The following is a 20,856-nucleotide window of genomic DNA, read 5'->3' on the forward strand; positions in this document are numbered from 1 at the left end:
AAGCGCGGAAGGCGTGGAGAAGAGCAGGGTGAAAAAATGCGAATGATGAATGGAAAGAACGGGTTGGAGGAATGGCGCACGTGATCTTGTTCACGGTTTCGGCCATGCAGTCCCCTCCTCGTCATTTCGGCTTCCTCGGCAAATCTTCGACAAGCGGCTTGGTGAACCCGCCGCCTCCTGCTAATCTGCCGGCAACAGCAGAACAACGAGCGCGGGCGGCGTCCTTCAAGATGCGCGGCGCCGGAAGGAAACAAGGTGAAAGACCCCGACGAGGGCGGCGACAAGCCGCAAGACGGGGCGCCTCCGACCTCCAGGTTTCCCGGACGCGGCCACTCGCGACCCCGGCGCCCGGAGGGACGATCCAAGGCTTCCGGCCATGATGGCGGGACGGCCCGGAGCGGTGCCTCGCAAGAAAACAAGCCATCGAAAAAGCGCCGGAGAAGGAAGCGTGGCCGCAAGGTCTTCGCGCGCGACAACAATGCCGTGAATGGGCACGTCGCGAACGGGGCGCAGCCCGAGGCCCGGAAGGCAGCCGGGGACAGCGCCAACGGTCAGGCGAGGCCGCAGACTTCCGTCACACCCGGTCCCGCCCCCGGACCCGCATGGATCGTGCGGGAGGAGCGCACGAGAGGTTCGCCATCGCGCGGCAGCCACCTTTCCCCGGTCTATGCCGCGCTCGATCTTGGAACCAATAATTGCCGGCTCCTCGTCGCCGTGCCGACGCGGCCGGGGCAGTTTCGCGTCATCGACGCCTTCTCGCGCATCGTCAGGCTCGGCGAGGGCCTTTCCGCAAACGGCCGGTTGAGCGACCAGGCCATGGACCGCGCGGTCGAGGCGCTCGGCGTCTGCGCCGAGAAGCTGCGCGCGCGGCAGGTCAGGCGCACGCGCCTGATCGCCACGGAAGCCTGCCGCTCGGCCGAAAACGGTCCGGCCTTCCTGGCGCGGGTGGCTGAGGAGACCGGCCTCGAACTCGAGATCATCGACCGCGAAACCGAGGCGCGGCTTGCCGTATCGGGCTGCGGCTCGCTGGTCGAACGCGACACCCATGGCGTCGTCCTCTTCGACATCGGCGGCGGCTCCTCCGAGATCGCGCTCATCGATCTTTCCGGGCGGCGCTCGCCCAGGCTCGCCAACCATATCGTCTCGTGGACCTCGCTGCCGGTCGGCGTGGTGTCGCTTGCCGAACGGTTCGGCGGCCGGCATGTCACACCCGAGATATTCGAAGCCATGATAGCCGAGGTGGGTACGCTGCTCGAAGCGTTCGAGGGCCGCAACCGACTCGCGCATCTGGCGCGCGGCGAGCGCTTCCACCTGCTCGGCACGTCCGGCACGGTGACCACGCTCGCGGGGCTGCATCTCGGGCTCGCACGCTATGACCGGCGGCGCGTCGACGGGTTGTGGATGGACGATTTCGACGTCGATCGGATGATCGAAAGGCTGCTCGGCTGGAAATTCGAGGAGCGCGTGGCCAATGCCTGCATCGGCGCCGACCGCGCGGACCTCGTGCTGGCCGGCTGCGCGATCCTCGAAGCGATCCGGCGGGTGTGGCCGTCGGATCGGCTGAGGGTAGCGGATCGCGGCCTGCGCGAAGGAATCCTCAGCGAACTCATGTCGGAGGACGGCGTCTGGCGCCGGCGCGGCCACCGGCAATGGTAAAAAAGGCCGGGACGAAGAGCGGCCGGGGCGGAGCCGGCGGCGCGCGCGCCCTCAAGGCGAAAGTCCGCAAGACCGGGCTGAAGAATTCGTCACGTCGGTGGCTGGAACGCCACCTGAACGACCCCTACGTGCACCGCGCGCGTGCCGAAGGATACCGGTCCCGCGCGGCCTTCAAGCTGGTCGAGATCGATGATCGTCACCGCCTGCTTTCGTCCGGCAAACGCGTCATCGATCTAGGCGCCGCTCCCGGCGGCTGGTGCCAGGTGGCCGCCGAACGGGTCAAATCGACCGACGAGAAGCCGCTCATCGCGGCGATCGACTATCTGGAAATGGACCCTCTGCCGAGCGTGGCGCTGCTGAAGATGGATTTCCTCGATCCGGAGGCACCGAAGATGCTGGTCGATGCACTCGGCGGACCGCCCGATATCGTGCTTTCCGACATGGCCGCACCGACGACCGGCCATCGCCAGACCGACCATCTGCGCACCATGCATCTGTGCGAGGCGGCGGCCGATTTCGCCATCTCGGTGCTGCCGCCGGGCGGGCATTTCCTCGCCAAGACGTTCCAGGGAGGAACGGAAGCCGCGCTGCTCGACCGGCTGAAGCGCAACTTCCGCTCCGTCCACCACATCAAGCCGCCGGCAAGCCGCGACGAATCGGCGGAACTCTACCTGCTGGCCAAGGATTTCAAGGGCGGCTGATGGGCTAAAGCGCGTCGCGATCTTCCGAATTTGCTCAGTGCGCTTTAGCTTCCTGATTTTGCGCATGTCTTTATCCCGAAACCGGAGCCACTTTCGGGAGACATGCTTATGGTCACCGCGCCGTCCCGCGTACCGGGAACCCCAGCCTGACTCGCTTGCCGCCATGACCGGAAACCGCGCTGCCCGCCGTGGGCGAAAGGCCGAGGAAAGGCAGGACCGAGCAGGCTGACATCGCCGCGACGATGAAGAAAGTCACGGAAAAATCGGCGGCATCGAGGCTGCGGCCGGAAAGCCACGTCACCGTCTCAAGGACGCCGCCGGCAATCGCCACGCCAAGCGCGATGCTGGTTTGCTGCGAAACGGCGGCGATGGCCGTCGCCTGGCTCGCTTCCCCGTCGTCGATTTCGGCGAAGACCAATGTGTTGGAGGAAGTAAAGAATATGGAGCGCAGGAAGCCGGCCACAAAGAGGATAAGAATGATGACGGCGTGCGACGTCGCGGCCGTGAAAAAACCGTTGACGCCGATAAAGGCGGCGCCCGCGAGTGCGGCGAAGATAAGGACGGAGCGGAAACCGAAAGCCCTCAGGACCGGCTTTGCCGCGACCTTCATGGCGAGCGCGCCGAAGGCGGAAACGAACGTCAGCAGGCCGGAATGAAACGGCGACAGGCCGAACCCGACCTGCAGCATGAGCGGCAGGAGGAAGGGAACGGCGCCGGCGCCGATGCGGAAGATCGAACTGCCGATGATGGAAGCGCGAAAGACCGGATTTGCGAAGAGCCGGGGATTGAGAAGCGGGTAAGGTGCGCGCCGCGCATGCCGGATATAGAGCACGATCGAAAGGCAGCCGGCGGCAAGCGTCAGCACGCCGACGATCGGCGGCAGGGCCGGCAGGCTGACCACGGAGAGCCCGAAGACGAGGCCGGACGCCGCAATGCCCGAGAGCGCGAAGCCGACGAGGTCGATCGGCGCGGCGCCACCGCCCGGCACCTTGGGCAGGACCAGGCTCGCCGCGACGATGCCCAGGATGCCGATCGGCAGGTTGATGAGAAAGATCCAGTGCCAACTGAAATAGGTGGTGATGAAGCCGCCGACCGGCGGCCCCATCATCGGGCCGATCAGCGCAGGGATGCTGAGCCAGGCCATGGCCGTCACCAGTTCGCGCTTCGGCGTGGTGCGCACGAGCACGAGGCGACCCACGGGCGTCATCATGGCGCCGCCCATGCCCTGCAGGAAGCGGGCGGCCACGATTTCGCCGAGCGAGCCGGAGACGGCGCAGGCGAGCGAGCCGACGACGAAAACGCCGATGGCGATGCGGAATATGTTGCGCGCACCGAAGCGGTCGGCCATCCAGCCCGACATCGGGATGAAGATGGCGAGCGACACCAGATAGGCGGTTAGCGCGAGCTTAAGCGCGATCGCCGTGGTTCCGATATCCTCCGCGATGGCCGGCAGCGAGGTGGCAATCACGGTCGAATCCATGTTCTCCATGAACAGCGCCACCGCGAGCACGATCGGAACGATGCGGCTGAAGACCCGCGTATCGGCGGATGCCAGACCCCCTTCGGCCGGCCTGTCCGCGGAGCGGCTCTTCGGCGCGGCTCGCGAATCGTTATCCGGCGCCTCTCGCGCGTCCGTTGTCGGGGCGGCAGCGCCCTTCGCGGAATCAACGTGATCTTCCTGCATCGGCGGCTGATATAGGCCTGTTGTACCGGAGAGGAAATGCACGATCTGGCTTCAATTGCCCGGCAGACGGGCCTGTCGGCATATTCCAGCGGCGAGAGCCAGCGCTCGGGCATCCCTCCTCGAGCCCTGTCCGGAGCCACCTTCCCGACCGGGCCGGCTCCCGCTCTCGTGCGGCACGGACATGCAGGTGTCGCCGACGTATGCCCTTGAAGCCGCCGCAAGCTTGACTATTTCAGAGCGGAAGCTAAAACCCGCCTCATCGACCGGCTCGCTTCAGGGTTGCCGGCCCGATGCTGGGGAATAGGTTAACGGTAGACCAGCGGACTCTGACTCCGTTAGTCCTGGTTCGAATCCAGGTTCCCCAGCCAACTATTTCCCAAGCAAGATCAATGTTTTAAACGCAGTTTGTTCGCGAATTACGTGTTGCGCGGCGGGGAGCCATCGGGCGTTCTTGCTAACGATCCCTAGGAATAAGAAAAGCGCCTTTGACAGTTGAAGTCCTTTGTCGGACTGAGATCAGTTGATCGTGATCCGCGCAACTGCATAGGCGTCGAGCATCAGTTTGGCTCCTGACATCTCGGCGCCAGTCAATTCGAGGAAATCAGGCGTTGCTGTGAGACGCTCGAATGCATCGGCGTTCATCAAAACAATCCCGGTGCTGCTGTCGGACACCGCCGGTATTTCCGCGACTATCTCGTCGGCGGTCAGGTTGGCTACCCACAGCACCGTCTTGCCTGCCTCTCCAGTCGCGAAAGCCGCTATCCTTCCCTTCTCCGACAGGCGTACTTCGAGAAGAGGTGCTCCGGAGCATCGCGACAGCCCCGCAAAAACGTGAAAGCCTGGATAAACCGCAGACCGGTCCAGTATATCAAAATAGGGTTGGGCGAAGTCCGCAGGTCTGTAGATGTGGCCGAAAGGCCCGGTCGGAGCTCCGAGGGCAACCGCTTCGACGCCGCCATGCGCCAGAGTCGCGGCGTAGGCGACCATCCACGCGGCGTTGAAGAGACCGCGCTGACGCGGGTCGATGCGACTGAGGCAAACGCGCTTGTTGTCGGGGTTGGCGGCGGTGGTCCTGCCGTAGGGATTTTCCCGGCAACCGAGTTGGCTCGGACCTATCCGATAGCTGAGCCGGTCTCCCATGAAAGAGCGCGTCGACAGGATTTGGTAGGGCAATGTCTCGATCGTCTCCATGACCGATCGATCGTCCGCGGCATGGACGTTGGGACAGGTCGTGTGGGTGACATAGTCGAGGAGGTCTGCCGGCGGGCGCTTGCGGTTCAGTTCAGTGAAGTAGGTCGCCATCCCGCCGCCCAGTTTTGCCGAAGGGAACGCCGCGCGGGCGGCGGCATAAATTTCCTCGAATGTCGGCGCCTCCGGCCACTTCGACCCTGGAAGAACGGACTTCATGTCCTGTGCGGGAAAGATGGCGATCGCGCTCGGTTTCAGGCCGGCCTGGCCGACGGCGGCAGCCAGCGGTTTCAGTTCTCTAAGCGGGTCCGGCTTTCCGGCGGTAATGATCTCAAGCACGATCTCCGCGCCGGTCGCTTCCGCCAGGCGCCGATAGGCACCGAGATCTTCGTGGCTGGATTCCTTCCTGAGATCGACCTGGCAGACGAGCCATTTCGGGCCGAGGCGCTTGACCAGTTCGATCTGGTCGAGCGAGTGCGCCGCTTCGTCGGCGGATACGCCGAGCCCCAGTTTCGGGAACGCGCCTGACGCCTTGCCGATATCGATCCTGATCGCCTTGTTCGCGCCTCTATCGGCGGGCGCAGGCAATCTTCCCGAAACGGCGAGCCGAACGGCTTGCGCCACCTTCTGTCCCTTGGCCAAGGTATAGGGCCAGGGCCGGGAAAGAGGGCGGACATAGGTCTTGTAGGAGGCGTCGGACCAGTTGCGCTGGTCTTCCATCTCGAACGTATCGCCCTCCATGGTGCAGGTAGCCCAGACCCCGGGCGAAATTTCATGCGACAGGGCTCGGATATCCTGAAAGGGACACATCGGATCGATCGCTTCCGGAAACGTCGCGGCCTCCTCGCGACCGTCGACGTGCAGCACCTTCACCGCCTTGCCCGCCACGCCTTCGAGCGGATGAAGCACGATGAAGCCGGTACGGTTGGTCTGGACGTCCGTTTTCGGTTCGGCCACGACCTCGAAGGAAAGCGTGCCGTCGGCCTCACCTTGTATGCGGGCCTCATAGACCAGCGTCCGCGCCGAATCTGCGCACGTCGCCCGATAGGTCACGGAAAACCGGTCGGCCGCCTGATCGATCTTCAGATCCTCGATAGCAGGCGTGAAGGTGCCCCAATTCTCGTCGCGCACGAGAAATGCAATGGCCCGGATGACTTCCGTCGAGCCGATCCGGATGTAGCGCAGCGCCCCGTTGTCGAATTCCGCGGAAAGAGCGCCTGCCCTCAGCGTTTGCATGGGGGCATCGACACTTTCCGTGCCGCAAAGCCTGACTGCGCGCGAAACCATCCGTTCCTCCGTCAAAGCGCCTTCTCGGACCGTTCGTCGAAGATCGAGGCCCGTTTCAGGTTGATGTCGATCGGCACGACCTGCCCCGGTCGGCTCACATCGTGTGCCTGCAGCTCGGCTACGACCGGTATGCCGCCGAGGCGGAATGTGGCGTAGCTGCGCGACCCGGTGGGCTGCAGCAACTCGATCGTGGCTTCATGACGGACCGTACCTTCGGACGCGTCCCCATGCGAGCGCGTCAGGTGCTCCGGCCGCAGGCCGAGCAACACGCGCCGGCCCCCGCTTGCACCGGGTATGCTCCGCCCGACCGGAACCGGCAAGCTGATGGTTCCGTCGCCCAACGCAACGCGCCATCCACCAGTACCCCCGACAAGGCTGCCCGGCACGAAGGACATCTGCGGCGATCCGAGGAAGCCGGCGACGAAACGGCTTGCCGGCCGCTCGAAAAGATCGAGCGGCCTGCCCTGTTGTTCGATCACACCGTCGCGCATCAGCACGATGCGGTCGGCGAGCGTCATCGCCTCGATCTGGTCGTGCGTGACGTAGATCATGGTCGTGGAGATTTCCTGGTGCAGCCTCTTGATCTCGCCGCGCATCTCGTCGCGGAGTTGGGCATCCAGGTTCGACAGGGGTTCATCGAAGAGAAATATGCGCGGATTGCGCACGATGGCCCGGCCGATCGCCACCCGCTGGCGCTGACCGCCGGAGAGCTGGCGCGGCAGCCGGTCGAGCAATGGCATGATGCCCAGCATCTCCGCCGCACGCCGCACGCGGACGGCGATATCGGCCGGCGGAAGTTTTCGCGCTTTCAACCCGAAGCCGATATTCCGCTCGACGGACATGTGCGGGTAAAGCGCGTAGTCCTGAAAGACCATCGCCACGTCGCGGTCACGCGGGCGCATGTCATTGACGACGTCGTCACCGATCCGGATCTCTCCTTCGCTCGCCTCTTCGAGCCCGGCGATGGTCCTCAGAAGGGTGCTCTTGCCGCAGCCCGACGGCCCTACCAGGACCGTGAACTCGCCGTCATCGATGTCGAGATCGATGCCGCGCACCGCGTGGAAGCCGCCGAAGCGCTTGTGCAGTCCGCTTATTTTCACTTGCGCCATGATCAGGCTACTCCATAGGTTCGTCTCACCCGCGCACCGCACCGAGCGTCAGCCCGCGTACCAGATGGCGCTGGGCAAGCACGCCAAGCACGATCGAGGGCACGAGGGAGACGATCGCGAGCGCGCTGGCCTCGCCGTATTGCGCGCCCTGGAAACCGAGGAAGGCGCGGAAGACGGTGGGAAGCGTGAAGGCGTAACGGCTCGTCAGCACCAGGGCGAAGAAGAATTCCGTCCAGCAGGCGATGAAGGCGAAGACCGCCGCCGCGACGATGCCGGGCGCAGCCAGCGGCACCGCGACCTGCCAAAACGCCTGCCAGCGCGTGCAGCCGTCGACGAGCGCCGCGTCCTCCATGGATCTCGGCATCTGCCGGAAATAGGCGAACATCATCCAGACCGAGACCGGCAAGGTGAAGACGGTGTAGGCGATGATCAGCCCGAAATGCGTGTCGTGCAGCCCGATATTGCGATAGATCAGGAAGATCGGCAGCACGATCGCGACCGGCGGCAGAAAACGCTGCGACAGCACCCAGAACGACAGATGGGCGCCGCCGGTGTTGAAGCGGGCGAGGCTGTAGGCCATCAGCGTTCCGAGGAACGCCGAAAGGACCGTGGCCGACAGGGAGATGATCAGGCTGTTGATCAGTCCTTTCAGGCCGCGATAGGCAAACAGCGCCGCGGTGTAGTGAACCGAGGTGGGTTCGCTCGGGAACCAGACCGGCGGCACCGCGAGATAGTCGTCGCTCGGCTTTATCGATGTCACGAACATCCAGTAAAGAGGCGCCAGCACGAAAACGATGAATCCGCCGATAAGGAGGATGCGTCCGATCGGCACGGCCCGGCGACGGCGTCTCCTGGTCTTGGCTTGTGTGGTCATGTAGGCTCCGCTTTCAGGAGGCGCCGGACAAGGAGGCCGACGATGGCGGCCGTCAGTACCAGGAAGATCCAGCTTCCCGCGGTTGCCTGGGAAAGGTGGAACTGGGTGAACCCGACCGTGTAGAGATAGAACGAGGCGGTGTACGTCTTGGTGCCGGGGCCGCCGCCGGTCATGATGAAAATCGTGTCGAACAGCTTGACGGTGTCGAGCAGGCGGAACGTGACGGCGAGCAGGATCATCGGCCTGAGATACGGCATCGTTATCGACCAGAACGCCTGCCAGGCGTTGACGCCGTCGAGTTCCGCGGCCTCGTAGAGGTTCGGCGGGATCGCGGTCAGTCCGGCGAGCAGGATGACGAACATGAACGGCGTCCACTGCCAGACGTCGGCGAGGATCAGCGAGAAATAGATCCACGGGCTCTGCGTCAGCCAGGAGATGGTCACGTCATGGCCGACGATCCGGCTCAGGATATAGTCGGTCGGCCCGAACGGCCGTTGCAGTAGAAGCGCCCATGCCTGACCCACGATCACCGGGCTGATGAACAACGGCACGATGATGATCGACATCGCGAGTCCGCGCCCGGGGAAGTTCCGAACCATCGCAAGCGCAAGCGCCAGTCCGAGCAGGAATTCGATGATGACGTTTGCCGCCGACAGAATGGCGGTCAGGACCAGCGACCACCGGGCAACTGGATCGGCAATCACCTGTTCGAAGTTTTTCAAGCCGACGAAGGCGTGGCCGGGAATCTGGAAGTCATAGTTGACGAAGCTCACCCACAGCGAGAACAGGAGCGGATAGACCGACAGCGCCAGGATGAGCAGGACAGCCGGAGCCACCAGCAGCCATTTGAAATTGCGGTCGCTCCAGTCCGAAAACCGGGAAAGGGGCGGCAGTGCGCCCTTCGTATCTCCCTCCCCTGCCGCAATCTCGGACATCGGCGGTAGCCTCGTTCATCATGCCATCGGCATTGCCAGCGGTTCCGCGGCAACTGAGCCCTTGAGGTGTCGAAGGCGTGCCGGTGATGAGCGCCGGCACACCCGAAGCTGGCGGCGGCTAGTCCATCTTCACGGCCATGCCCATGGATTCCACGGTATGGTCGGCCGACGAGCCCGGCAGCTTGTTGTATTCCTCGAAGAAGGCCTTCTGGGAATCCGCGCCGAGGCGGTCGGTCGTCGTGTCCCACTCCGCCGCTGCGGTCTGGAGGGCCGATTTGGGATCGGTCCCAGCCCACACCGCGGTGCACATGCGATCGAGCGACAGCGCGTAGTCCTGCCAGCCGGGCATGATCATGTCGAGAAGGCCGACATTGGCCGAGTTGTTGAGGTTGACCAGGTATTCCTTGGCATCCGGCCAAAGCGCCCTGTATTCCGGCGACTTGAAGTGGGAAAGGCGGTAGGGATCGCGCAGCGAGTACGGAAGCATGACGCGCGCCAGCGACACGGGTGGCGAGCACGCCCACTGCATGAAGAGATAAGCGGCCTCCGCATTGCCTGACTCCGCGGTCAGCGCCTTGCTGTAGCCCGTGGCGTGTTCCGGGTGACCGCCTGGAACGATTGCGTAGCCGACTTTCCCGGCGATCGAGGACTGCGGTATGAAGTTGATGGCCTTGGCGCTTTGCGAATAGTTCGCGCACATCCGCCCCGTCGGCGGCCAGGAGTAGATCATCGCCACCTTGCCTTGGAGGAACGCCGCCCAAAGCGAGACGGCGTCCATTTCATTGTTGCCGGGGATCGATGCCTTGTTGGCCGCGATCATGTTCTCGAGCGTCTTGATGCCTGCCGGCGAATTGAGCTGCGCACGCATCTTGTCGTCGAAGAAGGCGCCGCCATTGGCCCGGAACTGTTGCAGGAAATCGAACTGGTTGCCCGGGCTGCCGGCCTTGCGGAAATGTCCGGCGCCATAGATTTTCGGCGCCATGTTGTCGGTGATGAACTGGGCGACCTGGGCGTAGTCCTCCCAGCTTTTCGGCACTTCGAGAGCCTTGTTGAATTTCTTCTGATAGGCATCCTTCAGCTTGGCGTCGTCAAACACATCCTTGCGATAGTAGAGCGCGAACATATCGCCATCGTCGAAGAAGCCCCAGATTTTCCCCTTATAGGTCGGCAGCGCCTTGTAGAGCGGGTGGTAGTCGTTGAAATCGTCCTGGTTCATGTATTTCGCGACATAGTCGTCGAGCGGCGCGATCACGCCGCCATCGGCGAGCGACGGCGTCCATGCCGGCTCGATGTCAAGGATGTCATAGGCGCCCGAATTGGCGATGTGCTCGGCAATCGGCTTCGAATACTGGTCGGGGTGCGAAAGCTCCACGACATTCGACTTGATGCCCGTCAACTGCTCCCATACCGGTCCCGAAAAGTTGCGGGGGTCGAGCGCCTGCAGTCCGGCCTCGTAGGTCATGTTCAGCGTCACGCCCGAATATTGCTTGGCGGCTTTCACCGCGCGAAAGGCCGATCCGTCGGCGGGACCTTCCGTCGACGCTTTCATCGCCGCGGCCTGCGCCTTGCCGAGCGGCGTCGAGGGATCGGCGAGGTCGACCTTGGCCTGGGCCAGCGCCCATTCGGTCGCAGCGCCAAGCATGCCGCCTGCGAGCGGAAGCATTCCGATGGCCTGGCCGAATCTGGTTATGAAGGTCCTGCGTGTGGGCTCGCCTCTGAGCCAGGAATCGATCTCGGCCGACAGGCCTGCTTCGAAGTCACGTTTCTCACGATCGTCCATTCTCGTTACTCCTCCCAAAGGGGACGAGGCCGCATGAGGACGGCTGCATCCCTTTTCCTGCCGCTCATCCCGTGGGCGTCCGGTAGAGCATCCTCCCGTCATGCCGCGCATTTGCATGCGAAGCGCCAGCGCCCGGGTATCGAAACGGCCCCTTCTAGCTGCCGAAAATCTCCCCGAGCCTCGCCAGACGCTTCTTCCATCCGGCGCTCTCAAGGACATTTCGATTGACGACACCGCGCGGGACACGCCCATGCTGGAATTCGAGCACCGCCGCGACGTCGGCGGCTCCGTTGCCGGCGAAACATTGGTCCGTCCAGCAAAGCGCGTGCGGCGCCAGCAGGACGTTGTCCAGCGTCAGTATCGGGTCATCCGGATCGGGCGGCTCCTGTTCCAGGACATCGAGCCCGGCCCCGGCGATCAGCCCGTCCTGCAGCACCTTCGTCAGCGCCTTCTGGTCCACGACCGGTCCACGCGACGTGTTGATGAGATAAGCGGTCGGCTTCATGAGACCGAGCCGTTCCGCATTGACGATGTGGTGCGTTTCGGGAGACAGCGGAACGCTGACCGACAGCACGTCGGCACGGCGAAACACGTCCTCAAGGCCCACCAGTTCGATGCCCAGATCGGCCGCTACCTTCTTGTCCGCGTACGGATCGTGCGCGATGAACTTCATGTCGAAGGGCTTCAGCAGGCGAAATACTTCGGCGCCGATGTTGCCGATGCCGAGAGAGCCAAAGGTGCGGCCGACCAGCCCGACACCCATGTGGTCCGACCGGCGCGCATAGCCGGCGGCGGCCTGCCGGGTCAGGCGGTCCTTGACCATGACCTTGCCGGCCAGCGCCAGCATGAGGGTGAGGATCGAGACGGCGACGGGCCTGCGTACGCCGTCGGGCGTTATGACGAGCGCAATTCCCGCGTTCGTGCAAGCCTCGGTGTCGACGGTGTCGTATCCGACGCCGAAACGCGCAACCACGCCGAGGCGACCGCTTTTCGGAACGCTCTCCGGACCAAAGCGGTGCGCCAACAGGATCAGCGCGTCGAAATCTTCGAGTTGCTCGGCGCGGATGGGGTTCGACGGTTCCAGAAACGCCACCTCCACGCCTGGAGCGGCGCGGAGCGGCGCCAGGTCGAAATCCGGATAGGTCGGCGAGCCGTCGGCCTTCTTGAAATCGCCGGAAAGAGCAACACGGAACGTCTTGTCAGCCATGTTCGCGCTCCTACGCCTTCGCCACCGTTCCGCAGCCGGCGCGCAGCTTGCCGATCGCCGCGGCGAGGGCATCGTGCAGGACCCAGACGTCTCCTGAATAGCAAACGAAATCGAAGCCCTGCCCATACAGGTCGATCCCAAGTTCGACGGTCGGCACCAGGCGTCCGAGCGCCTTGTTGTGCTTCTTCGTCGCCGCAATCGTCTTGTCGATCGCGGCCTTGAATTTCGGATGGTCGAACTCGCCCGGAATGCCGAGGGATACCGAGAGGTCGAAATGCCCGACCCACAGGCAGTCGACCCCGTCGATTGCCGCCATGGCGTCGGCATTCTCAACGCCCTCCGCCGTTTCGATCTGGCAGAAGAGCGTCGTGCGCTTGTTGGCGGCGACAAACTTATCGGCAACCGCCCCGGGCCGGTAGCGATCGTGCGCGACCTGCAATGCGACGCCCCGCTTGCCTACCGGAATATATTTCATGGAATCGACGATGTGGCGAACTTCCTCGACGTTGCCCACCATCGGCAGCATGAGACCTTCGGCCCCCATATCCATGGCACGCGCGATGTGGTGGTATTCCTTCGAGGGCACGCGCACGATCGCCGGCAGTTGCGCCGCCTCGAAATAGCGCATGGCGCTTTTCACCGTCTCGAAACCGAAGCCGGAATGCTCCAGGTCGAACAGGACGAAATCGCAGCCCGCCGATTTGAGGATATGGCCGATACCCGGCGTAGCGAATTCCACGATGAAGTGTCCGAGCTTCGCCTGCCGCGAGCCGGCCATTGCCTTCAGGCCCTTTTCCGTCATGCCAATTCTCCTCCTTCGTGTCCCGCTTTCGTGTGGGTCACGTCTTTCAGTTTCCGGTCGTTGGACGCTCCTCGCAGACGAGGTTGCAGTGGATCACCGATTTGTTGGTGACGAGCGGCGCACTTTCCCGGTCGAATTCGTCGAAATGGGACGATTGCACATGCGCCTCGAATGCGGCCTCGTTCTCGTACACCTCATAGAGAAGGACACGATCGGCCTCCTCCCGGCTCTCGAGGACGTCGAAATGCCTGCAGCCCCGTTCCGCCTCGGAAGAAATCCGTGCGTTTCGGTCAACAAGGCGACGAAACTCGGACCGCTTTCCCGGAACCAGAACAAAATCGACGATGATCGCGTAGCCGCTCATCTTCGACCCTCGACGACGTCGGTATAGCGGCGGACCACGTAGTCGAGATGGGCCCGCATGGCCTGTTCCGCACGATCAGGATCGCGAGCGGCCACTGTCTCGAAGACGAGGACGTGGGCGTCGTATGCCTTCTGATCCTCGCCGGGCGCCAGGGTCGTCTGGCGCTGTTCCAGCAGCCATTCCGCCAACGCGGCATGGATTGCGGTGAAGATCGGGTTTCGGGGCACCAGGGCCAGGACGTAGTGGAAGGCCACGTCGGTACGTTCGAAAAGCTTGAGGTCACCGATCGACTGCCGATTGACCTCCAACGCTTCTCTGAAATTCGCGATGTCCTCCTCCGTGGCATGCAGCGCGGCATGACGGGCCAGTCCGGCTTCGAAGAAGATACGGGCGTCCTGGAAATCATGAACGCCATCCGGTGCCGCGATCATGTGTCTTGCGGTGCTCGACAACGCGTCGATGACGAATTGAGGCGTGGGCCGCGTCACACGGGCACGTTCGCCGGAGCGGATATCCACCAGCCCCATCTTGCGTAGATGGAAAAGCGCCTCGCGAATGGACGGCCGCCCGACGCCGAAGTGGCGCATGAGTTCGCGCTCCGAAGGGAGCCGTCCGGACTCCGCGAACTCGCCGTCGCGGATCATCTCCTCAAGGTGGTGCGCCACGTCCTCGTAGAGCTTGCGATGGCGAATGGACACATTCCGCATGCTGGCACACCTTTTATACCAGTTAATCGTGCGACCGCACTCGGAAAGAGTCAAGGAGGATTGAGGAGCAATCGGATTCAGAGCCGACTTCATCTAGTGGATGGATGCGCAGTTCCCACGAACATCGTTCAGCAGCGGCTTGCCAAAGAGGCTCCTGACGAGCAGGACGGGCGCTCATTCGCGTCCTCATGATAGCTACTGAGATCAGCGGGCGCCTTACCCAGAACAGACATCTCCGGACGGCACCTGTGGCATGATCTCTAAGACACCAGCTCAATCCACGCCGGTGCATGATCACTGGCCTTTTCCCAGCCTCGGACCTCCCGGTCGACCCCGGACGCAATGAGACGTGTCGCCAGCGCGGGACTGAGCAGCAGGTGGTCCAGCCGCAGCCCCGCGTTCCGACCCCAGGCGTTCCGGAAATAGTCCCAGAACGTGTAGATGCGCTCGTCCGGATGAAGCGCTCTGACGGAATCGGTCCATCCTTGCGCGACCAGTTCGTGAAAAGCTTCGCGCACCTCGGGACGGAACAGCGCATCGTCCATCCAACGCTCCGGCTTGTAGACGTCGAGTTCAGTCGGCATGACATTGTAGTCCCCGGCCAACACGACGGGGACTCCATGACCGAGCAGATCGGCGGCATGCTGCTTCAGCCTGTCAAACCATCGTAGCTTGTAGTCGAATTTCGGTCCGGGCGCGGGATTGCCGTTGGGCAGATAAAGACATCCGACCAGCACGCCACCGACCGCCGCCTCTATATACCGGCTATGCTTATCATCGGGATCGCCCGGCAAACCGCGCCTGGTCTCGATCGGATCACCGTTTCGCGCGAGGATGGCGACACCGTTCCAGCTCTTCTGGCCGTGCCAGACGGCGCCGTAGCCCGCCTCGCGGACCGCCGCGATCGGAAAGCGCTCGTCGGGCGACTTCAACTCCTGTAGGCAGACCACGTCCGGCTGCGCGTCTGCCAACCAACGCAACAGAACCGGAAGCCGCCCATTGATGCCATTGACGTTGTAGGTAGCGATCTTCATCGCTCAGCGTGCAAGCCCTTCGGCCCAGCCCGCGACCTTCGCTGCCGTCGTCTTCAGGTGATCGGCCGCCGAAAATCCCGAAACGCTCTTGCGCGGCTTGAGATCATGGTCGCCATCTTCCAGCCAGAAGACCTCGATCGCACTCGAAAGCGAATAGGCCTGCACCTCATCGCGCGTGCCGAATTCGTCGCGGGTGCCTTGCACGATCAAAGCAGGCGTTGTCAGTCCGGCGAGATGCCTGGTCCGCAACTGCTCGGGTTTTGCCGGCGGATGGAAAGGATAGCCGAGGCAGAGCAGCCCGGCTATTTTTCCGGACGTATGGAGTTCGTCCGCGATCATGCTGGCGACACGGCCGCCCATCGACTTGCCGCCGATGATCAAGGGGCCAGCGGGATCGAGCGCGGCGACGGCGGCCAGATATTCCGGCTTGAGCGTTTCGGCGCGAGGCGGCAGCTTGCGTCCCGCATCGGTCCTGCGGCCCGCCATGTAGCTGAACTCGAAACGGGCGACGCGAAATCCGACCACAGCCAAGGCCCCGGCGGTCGCGGTCATCGAGGCCGAGTCCATCGGTGCGCCGGCGCCATGCGCAAGCAGGATGGTGATGCGCGCGTCTTGCGGACCATCGAAGAGAAACGTCATGCCGCTCCCGCCGATTTCCCTGCCAATTGCAGATCGATGAGCTGGAGCCCACGCCTGGCCCTGTGACTCCATTCCGAGGCATCGTCGAGCTCAAGGTAACGCGCCCACCATCGCCTGGCTTCGAAGAGATCGTCAGCCTCGTATTCGAGACTGGCAAGATTGAAGATCGCGTCGGCATACCCGCCGTCGATCTCGATCGCGGTTGCGAGATAACGGCGCGCGGCGTCGCGGTCGCCCGATTTCGAAGCCAGGTCGGCAAGGTTGAACCAGGCTTCAACGAATTGCGGATCGCGCTTGAGCGCCTCGAGGTAGGACGTCCTGGCTTCTTCCGAACTGCCGGCGGCGAGCAGGCAGTTGCCCCGGTTGAAAAAGGCTGTGGCATCGGTCGGATCGATTGCGATGCAGCGTCGGTAGAGGTCGGCCGCAGCCGCGTGGCGGCCCTGTTCTTCGGCCTCCTCCGCTTCGGCGAACAATTCGTCCAGATCCTCATCCGCAACGCGTGCAAGCGGCAGCAGGACCTGGCCGTCGAGTTCAGTGAAGCCTTCCGCCGATCGCGCATAGATCGCATCGAAGCGCTCCGCGTGCAGCGACAGGGCCGTCAGCGAGGCGACCGAACCGGATCGACGCACGGATCTGGCAATGGTGCTCCAGGTCGCGCCGGAGGCGATCAGGCCGGCATATTTCTTGGCGAGGATCAGATCGCGAAACGAAAACGGCTCGGTGTCGTGCTCGAAAGCATCGAACAGAGCAAGCAGGTCGAAGGTTTCGCCAGGGAGTCGCGATTGCTCCGTGATCGACTGCCGGCTAAGCGTTGGCGCGGCCGCCTCGTCGAGGAGGCCAAGCGCACGCAGAAAGCCGTTCTCGCTTAAAAGCCTGCGCCCCTTGTCCGTCTCCTGTCGGAACCGGATTTCGATTTTCCCAAGGTCAGACCGGTCTAGGAGCTTGCGCCCGAAGACGAGATGCGTGGTTCGCCGTGATACGCCGCGCTGCAGGTTGCCACCCTGCGCCTGGATCTCGCGCGCCGCGAGCCGGCGTGGAAACGCGGCAAGCCCGCCGACGAGGCCGAAGGTTCTGCCTCGCGGCGAGATCACTTCTTGCTCTTGGCGGACCGAGCGCCTCCGCCCGCCGCGACCTTGGCCGGCTTCTCTTCCGGCGCCGCCTTGGTCTTGCTCTTCGCCGGGGGCTTGGTCTGACCGAGACTGGCCTTCAGCGCGTCCATCAGATTGATGACGTTGCCGCGCTCAGGCGCCGCTGCGATGATCGGCTTGTGGCCCTTCAGCTTCTCCTTGATCATGTTCATCAGGGCGATCTCGTAGCGATCTTCATAGTTCTTCGGATCGAACCTGGTCAGCTTCTGCTGGATGAGGGCTTCGGCGAGCTGCAACATCTCCGGATCAGGCGTGCCCGTTGGAATGTTGCCGAAGTACTCGGCGGTGCCGCGCACCTCGCTCGGATTGCGTAGCGTGCAGACGAACATGCCGGTTTCGCGCGCACCGATAGTGACGACGCGCTCGCGGCTCGAAAGGACCAGACGCGCAACCGCCAGCTTGCCGGATTTACGCATGGCTTCGCGCAATACGATGAAGGTTTCCTCGGCCATGGCGCCATCCGGAGCGAGATAATACGGAGCGTCCTGATAGATGACGTCGACATCCTTCTCGTCGACGAAGGCCTCGATGTTCATCGTGTGGTTGGATTCGATACGCACGCTTTCGAGGTCGCCGTCCTCGATGATCACATATTGCTTGTCTTCGTATTCGTAGCCTTTGACGAGATCGGAACGCTCCACGAGGCCAAGTTCGGGGTCGACCGGCTTCATGTTGATGCGGTTGTGCGTTTGCTTGTGAAGCTGGTTGAACGTGATGCGGTCCTTTGAGCTTGTCGCCGGATAAAGCCGCACCGGGCAGCTCACCAGGCTAAGCTTCAGATATCCCTTCCAACTCGCCCTGGGTGCCATTTTCACCTCCTACGCGACAATCACACTCTCTTCACGCCTTTGACGGCGCCGGCAACTCTGCCGCAAAGTCGTTAATGTCCGCCCAAGGATCGCCGGTCGCGGCAACGAGACCTGGCAGCGAAGAATAGTTCAAATCCTCCGCAGCGTCGATGGACTCCAGATCGGTCCATGTCAGGGGTGTCGAAGCCGGCACGTGCGGCCTCGCCCTCAGCGAATAGGCGGCCGCCGCTGTGTGGCTTCGCGCATTGCGATGGAAATCGATGAAAATCCGTTTCCGCCGGTTCTCCGCGCCCATGATGGTGGTGAACGTCTCCGGCGCGGTTGCCGCGATGCCCGACGAGATTTCGCTGCACGCCTGGTGGAACTGCCGCCAGCCGAGTTTCTTCTTCACCGGCACGACGACATGAATGCCCTTGCCGCCTGATGTCTTCACGAAAGGCTCCAGGCCGATACGCTGCAATTCCGAGCGGACGTGGACCGCCGCCTCGACCACTTCCCGCCAGCCGATCCCCTCACCCGGATCGAGATCGAAGACGGCGCGATCCGGCTTGTCGAGGGATTTTCGCTCAGAACCCCAGGTGTGGAATTCGACGACGCCGAACTGTGCGAGGGCCAGATAGCCCTTCGCGTCCTCGACCGAGATGTATGACCTGGTTTCGCCCTCGGAATTCGTCGTGTCGAAGGCCGCAATCGTCGCCGGCATTCCGGTGAAGGCGTGGCGCTGGAAGAAGCAGTCCTGCGGCTTTCCCGTCGGGCAGCGCACCAGCGATACGGGACGGCCGAGTATATGCGGCAGCATGAAGTCGCCGACGGCGGCATAATAGACCGCGATATCGAGTTTCGTCGGCCCGGTCTTGCCGAAGATACGGCGGGTTGGGTTGGTCACGAAAATACCGGCGAGATCTGCATCCGAGATCAGTCGTTTGCGCTCCTTTGCCGGGCCGGCCGAGAGCTCCGCCTCGCGCAACCCCTTGAAGACCGCATGCCGCAAGGCGTTATCAGTCGTCCGGTTCGAATAGTGGATATGAGCGGTAAGCACCGGGCGGACGGCGATAGCCTCTCGCGGCATACCCTCGAGCCGGACCGCACCGTCTTCAAGCGCTCGCAGCCGCCCAAGGAGCACCGGCAGCGTTTCGGCATCGAAGCCCGAACCGCATTTGCCACGATACTCCAGCTCACCGTCGACCCATTCGGCGAGCGCCAGCGCCGCCAGCCCCTCCGCTGCCTCTGAAACGGTGTAGCCGGCAATGACGAAATCACCGACCTGCCGAGCCTTGGCCTTGGTCCAGCTCTCGGAGCGGCCGGACACATAAGCGGCCGAGGCTCGCTTCGACACGATGCCTTCCAGGCCCATTTCCGATGCCCGCTCGTAAAGGGCCTCGCCATCCGAGCCGACGTGATCGCTGAACTGCAGTGCGCCGTTCGGCGTCACCACGCCCGCAACAAGTTGGCCGAGCAGTTCCTTGCGCTTGTCGAGGCGCACGCCCGTCAGGTCCCAGCCGTCGAGATAGAGAAGATCGAAGGCATAGAACGTGAGCTTGTGTGTCTGGCCTTCGGCAAGCGCGTCCTGCAGCGCGGCAAACCGGCTGATCCCCTTGTCGTCGGTCACCACGATCTCGCCGTCGATGATGGCCGTCGCACAAGGCAGCTTCGCGAAAGCCGCCTTCAGCGTGCCATAGCGCTTCGTCCAGTCAAGGCCGCTGCGGGTGACGAAGGTCGCGGCGCCGTCGACGACGTGGACGGCCGTGCGGTAGCCGTCGAATTTGATCTCGTGCAGCCAGTCGTCGCCTGAGGGCGGATGAGCAACGGCCGTCGCCAGTTGTGGCTCGACGCGGGAAGGCATTGCGGCCTTGACGGCTCCCGGCGCCTTGCCGGGCTTCGGTGCAACGCGTTTCGCCGCTGCCCTGGGCTTGGTGACCAGCTCTTCGATATTTCGCCCGGACTTCACGCTTTCCGGCCGGTCCATGAGAATATCACCCGTCGTGCTGGCCGCCTGGTCCCGTTCCTTGAACAGTAGCCAGTTGATCTTTTCCTCACTCTCCTTCGGCTTCAGCCTTGCGAGCATCCAGCCGCCCTTCAGCTTTTCCCCGGACAGCCGGAACTTGAACGCGCCTTTCTCGAGAGACGTTTCGGGGTCCTCCATGGGCGCCCACACGCCAATGTCCCACACGATCATCGGTCCGCCGCCGTATTCGTCATCCGGAATGACGCCCTCGAAATCGATGTAGTCGAGCGGATGATCCTCTGTCTGGACGGCCAGACGTTTGTCGGCAGGATTGAGGGAAGGCCCCTTCGGCACGGCCCAGCTTTTCAGCACGCCATCCATTTCCAGGCGCAAGTCGTAGTGATCCGCCGTGGCGTGGTGCTTGTGGACGACGAAGCGATTGGCGCCCTGCTCGGAGAAGCCGCCCCGAGGCTCTGGCGTTCTGTCGAAATCACGCTTCGATCGGTAGGCTTCAAGCTTCCGCGGCATCGATGCTCGATCGGTCGTTTGGCTCGTTGTACAACGGCTCGAGGCCCGGTCCTGGGGGCATCACGCCACCGCGAAGAAGGTCGAGAGTTCGCTGCCGGACCAGACCAGCCTCATTTGAGGCGATAACCCGAAATGATGGCTCTTCACCTGGCCCGAAGCGTATGGAGCTGATGTCCACCTTCTGCAGATCGATCGCGTCAGCGACAGCCTGACGCCGCTTGAGCTGCCCCGAAATTGAGTTGCCCCTCGCTCGGTATCCAGTCATCCACGATCTCCCGCCAAGCGGCATTGTACATATGTTTGCATACAAGGACGTCCGGATCGAGCGGCATCCTACAATCGTTGCGCGACCGTCTTGCGCTCCTCATACAGGTCGTAGACTCAACTTTGCCGTTCCCGACACCAGCGGCGATCACGCTGAAGGCACACACGCTGCCTGCGGTCAGGACAGGTTGGCTG

At 63.2% G+C, this 20,856-nt stretch carries 17 protein-coding genes and 1 tRNA gene; 3 read left to right on the top strand and 15 right to left on the bottom strand.

The features are described 5' to 3' along the window. Positions 1 to 177 precede the first annotated feature (177 nt). Positions 178 to 1,656, top strand: a complete 1,479-nt coding sequence (locus RBH77_RS21135) for a Ppx/GppA phosphatase family protein (protein ID WP_371832892.1) — start codon at positions 178 to 180, stop codon at positions 1,654 to 1,656. After that, the gene (locus tag RBH77_RS21140; protein ID WP_311029534.1) at positions 1,650 to 2,357 is read left to right on the top strand and encodes an RlmE family RNA methyltransferase; all 708 of its coding nucleotides are present in this window, start codon (positions 1,650 to 1,652) and stop codon (positions 2,355 to 2,357) included. The genes RBH77_RS21135 and RBH77_RS21140 overlap by 7 nt, the downstream gene beginning before the upstream one ends. Before the next feature lie 112 nt (positions 2,358 to 2,469). On the opposite strand, the gene RBH77_RS21145 is transcribed toward RBH77_RS21140, so the two are convergent. Continuing rightward, positions 2,470 to 3,846: an MFS transporter gene (locus RBH77_RS21145; RefSeq protein ID WP_311032636.1), complete on the bottom strand. Its 1,377-nt coding sequence runs from the start codon at positions 3,844 to 3,846 to the stop codon at positions 2,470 to 2,472. 489 nt (positions 3,847 to 4,335) lie between these two features. On the opposite strand from RBH77_RS21145, the gene RBH77_RS21150 reads away from it, so the two are divergent. Then, a tRNA-Gln gene (locus RBH77_RS21150) sits at positions 4,336 to 4,409 on the top strand. Between the two features lie 148 nt (positions 4,410 to 4,557). On the opposite strand, the gene RBH77_RS21155 is transcribed toward RBH77_RS21150, so the two are convergent. The 14 genes from RBH77_RS21155 to ligD all read right to left on the bottom strand — a co-directional run bounded on the left by RBH77_RS21155 (position 4,558) and on the right by ligD (position 20,397). Further along, the gene (locus RBH77_RS21155) at positions 4,558 to 6,516 is read right to left on the bottom strand and encodes a D-apionate lactonase family protein (RefSeq protein ID WP_311029535.1); all 1,959 of its coding nucleotides are present in this window, start codon (positions 6,514 to 6,516) and stop codon (positions 4,558 to 4,560) included. Between the two features lie 11 nt (positions 6,517 to 6,527). Next, a complete protein-coding gene (locus RBH77_RS21160; protein ID WP_311029536.1) occupies positions 6,528 to 7,625 on the bottom strand; it encodes an ABC transporter ATP-binding protein in 1,098 nt (365 codons plus the stop codon). A 25-nt stretch (positions 7,626 to 7,650) separates the two neighbouring features. Beyond that, the gene (locus RBH77_RS21165; protein WP_311029537.1) at positions 7,651 to 8,499 is read right to left on the bottom strand and encodes a carbohydrate ABC transporter permease; all 849 of its coding nucleotides are present in this window, start codon (positions 8,497 to 8,499) and stop codon (positions 7,651 to 7,653) included. Continuing rightward, positions 8,496 to 9,434, bottom strand: coding sequence for a carbohydrate ABC transporter permease (locus RBH77_RS21170; RefSeq protein WP_311029538.1), 939 nt, complete (start codon positions 9,432 to 9,434; stop codon positions 8,496 to 8,498). The genes RBH77_RS21165 and RBH77_RS21170 overlap by 4 nt, the downstream gene beginning before the upstream one ends. 118 nt (positions 9,435 to 9,552) lie before the next feature. Continuing rightward, positions 9,553 to 11,214 carry an extracellular solute-binding protein gene (locus RBH77_RS21175; protein ID WP_311029539.1) on the bottom strand — a complete coding sequence of 554 codons (1,662 nt, stop codon included), beginning with the start codon at positions 11,212 to 11,214 and terminating at the stop codon, positions 9,553 to 9,555. Positions 11,215 to 11,368: 154 nt separating this feature from the next. After that, entirely contained in the window at positions 11,369 to 12,421 is a 1,053-nt protein-coding gene (locus RBH77_RS21180; RefSeq protein ID WP_311029540.1) for an NAD(P)-dependent oxidoreductase, read from the bottom strand. Between the two features lie 10 nt (positions 12,422 to 12,431). Further along, positions 12,432 to 13,223: an HpcH/HpaI aldolase family protein gene (locus RBH77_RS21185; protein ID WP_311029541.1), complete on the bottom strand. Its 792-nt coding sequence runs from the start codon at positions 13,221 to 13,223 to the stop codon at positions 12,432 to 12,434. Between the two features lie 46 nt (positions 13,224 to 13,269). After that, on the bottom strand, positions 13,270 to 13,587 hold the full coding sequence (locus RBH77_RS21190; RefSeq protein WP_311029542.1) for a putative quinol monooxygenase: 318 nt from the start codon (positions 13,585 to 13,587) through the stop codon (positions 13,270 to 13,272). Beyond that, the gene (gene nanR / locus RBH77_RS21195) at positions 13,584 to 14,294 is read right to left on the bottom strand and encodes a transcriptional regulator NanR (RefSeq protein WP_311029543.1); all 711 of its coding nucleotides are present in this window, start codon (positions 14,292 to 14,294) and stop codon (positions 13,584 to 13,586) included. The genes RBH77_RS21190 and nanR overlap by 4 nt, the downstream gene beginning before the upstream one ends. A gap of 260 nt (positions 14,295 to 14,554) precedes the next feature. Continuing rightward, a complete protein-coding gene (xth, locus tag RBH77_RS21200) occupies positions 14,555 to 15,328 on the bottom strand; it encodes an exodeoxyribonuclease III (RefSeq protein ID WP_311029544.1) in 774 nt (257 codons plus the stop codon). Positions 15,329 to 15,331: 3 nt separating this feature from the next. Beyond that, positions 15,332 to 15,967, bottom strand: coding sequence for an alpha/beta hydrolase family protein (locus RBH77_RS21205; protein ID WP_311029545.1), 636 nt, complete (start codon positions 15,965 to 15,967; stop codon positions 15,332 to 15,334). Next, a complete protein-coding gene (locus tag RBH77_RS21210; protein WP_311032637.1) occupies positions 15,964 to 17,055 on the bottom strand; it encodes a tetratricopeptide repeat protein in 1,092 nt (363 codons plus the stop codon). The genes RBH77_RS21205 and RBH77_RS21210 overlap by 4 nt, the downstream gene beginning before the upstream one ends. Then, positions 17,055 to 17,924, bottom strand: coding sequence for a non-homologous end joining protein Ku (gene ku / locus RBH77_RS21215; protein ID WP_311029546.1), 870 nt, complete (start codon positions 17,922 to 17,924; stop codon positions 17,055 to 17,057). Before ku ends, RBH77_RS21210 begins: the two co-directional genes overlap by 1 nt. Positions 17,925 to 17,955: 31 nt before the next feature. Then, entirely contained in the window at positions 17,956 to 20,397 is a 2,442-nt protein-coding gene (ligD, locus tag RBH77_RS21220) for a DNA ligase D (protein ID WP_311029547.1), read from the bottom strand. Between the last annotated feature and the right edge of the window lie 459 nt (positions 20,398 to 20,856).

The sequence above is a fragment of the Mesorhizobium koreense genome, from assembly GCF_031656215.1.
GTDB lineage: Bacteria > Pseudomonadota > Alphaproteobacteria > Rhizobiales > Rhizobiaceae > Mesorhizobium_L > Mesorhizobium_L koreense.

What these genes read in the sequence shown, in the direction of transcription:
- xth (WP_311029544.1), bottom strand. Translation starts at nt 15,328, where the DNA reads ATGAAGATCGCTACCTACAACGTCAATGGCATCAATGGGCGGCTTCCG.
- RBH77_RS21175 (WP_311029539.1), bottom strand. Translation starts at nt 11,214, where the DNA reads ATGGACGATCGTGAGAAACGTGACTTCGAAGCAGGCCTGTCGGCCGAG.
- RBH77_RS21155 (WP_311029535.1), bottom strand. Translation starts at nt 6,516, where the DNA reads ATGGTTTCGCGCGCAGTCAGGCTTTGCGGCACGGAAAGTGTCGATGCC.
- nanR (WP_311029543.1), bottom strand. Translation starts at nt 14,294, where the DNA reads ATGCGGAATGTGTCCATTCGCCATCGCAAGCTCTACGAGGACGTGGCG.
- RBH77_RS21165 (WP_311029537.1), bottom strand. Translation starts at nt 8,499, where the DNA reads ATGACCACACAAGCCAAGACCAGGAGACGCCGTCGCCGGGCCGTGCCG.
- RBH77_RS21170 (WP_311029538.1), bottom strand. Translation starts at nt 9,434, where the DNA reads ATGTCCGAGATTGCGGCAGGGGAGGGAGATACGAAGGGCGCACTGCCG.
- RBH77_RS21140 (WP_311029534.1), top strand. Translation starts at nt 1,650, where the DNA reads ATGGTAAAAAAGGCCGGGACGAAGAGCGGCCGGGGCGGAGCCGGCGGC.
- RBH77_RS21145 (WP_311032636.1), bottom strand. Translation starts at nt 3,846, where the DNA reads ATGGAGAACATGGATTCGACCGTGATTGCCACCTCGCTGCCGGCCATC.
- RBH77_RS21185 (WP_311029541.1), bottom strand. Translation starts at nt 13,223, where the DNA reads ATGACGGAAAAGGGCCTGAAGGCAATGGCCGGCTCGCGGCAGGCGAAG.
- RBH77_RS21190 (WP_311029542.1), bottom strand. Translation starts at nt 13,587, where the DNA reads ATGAGCGGCTACGCGATCATCGTCGATTTTGTTCTGGTTCCGGGAAAG.
- RBH77_RS21180 (WP_311029540.1), bottom strand. Translation starts at nt 12,421, where the DNA reads ATGGCTGACAAGACGTTCCGTGTTGCTCTTTCCGGCGATTTCAAGAAG.
- ku (WP_311029546.1), bottom strand. Translation starts at nt 17,924, where the DNA reads ATGGCACCCAGGGCGAGTTGGAAGGGATATCTGAAGCTTAGCCTGGTG.
- RBH77_RS21205 (WP_311029545.1), bottom strand. Translation starts at nt 15,967, where the DNA reads ATGACGTTTCTCTTCGATGGTCCGCAAGACGCGCGCATCACCATCCTG.
- RBH77_RS21160 (WP_311029536.1), bottom strand. Translation starts at nt 7,625, where the DNA reads ATGGCGCAAGTGAAAATAAGCGGACTGCACAAGCGCTTCGGCGGCTTC.
- ligD (WP_311029547.1), bottom strand. Translation starts at nt 20,397, where the DNA reads ATGCCGCGGAAGCTTGAAGCCTACCGATCGAAGCGTGATTTCGACAGA.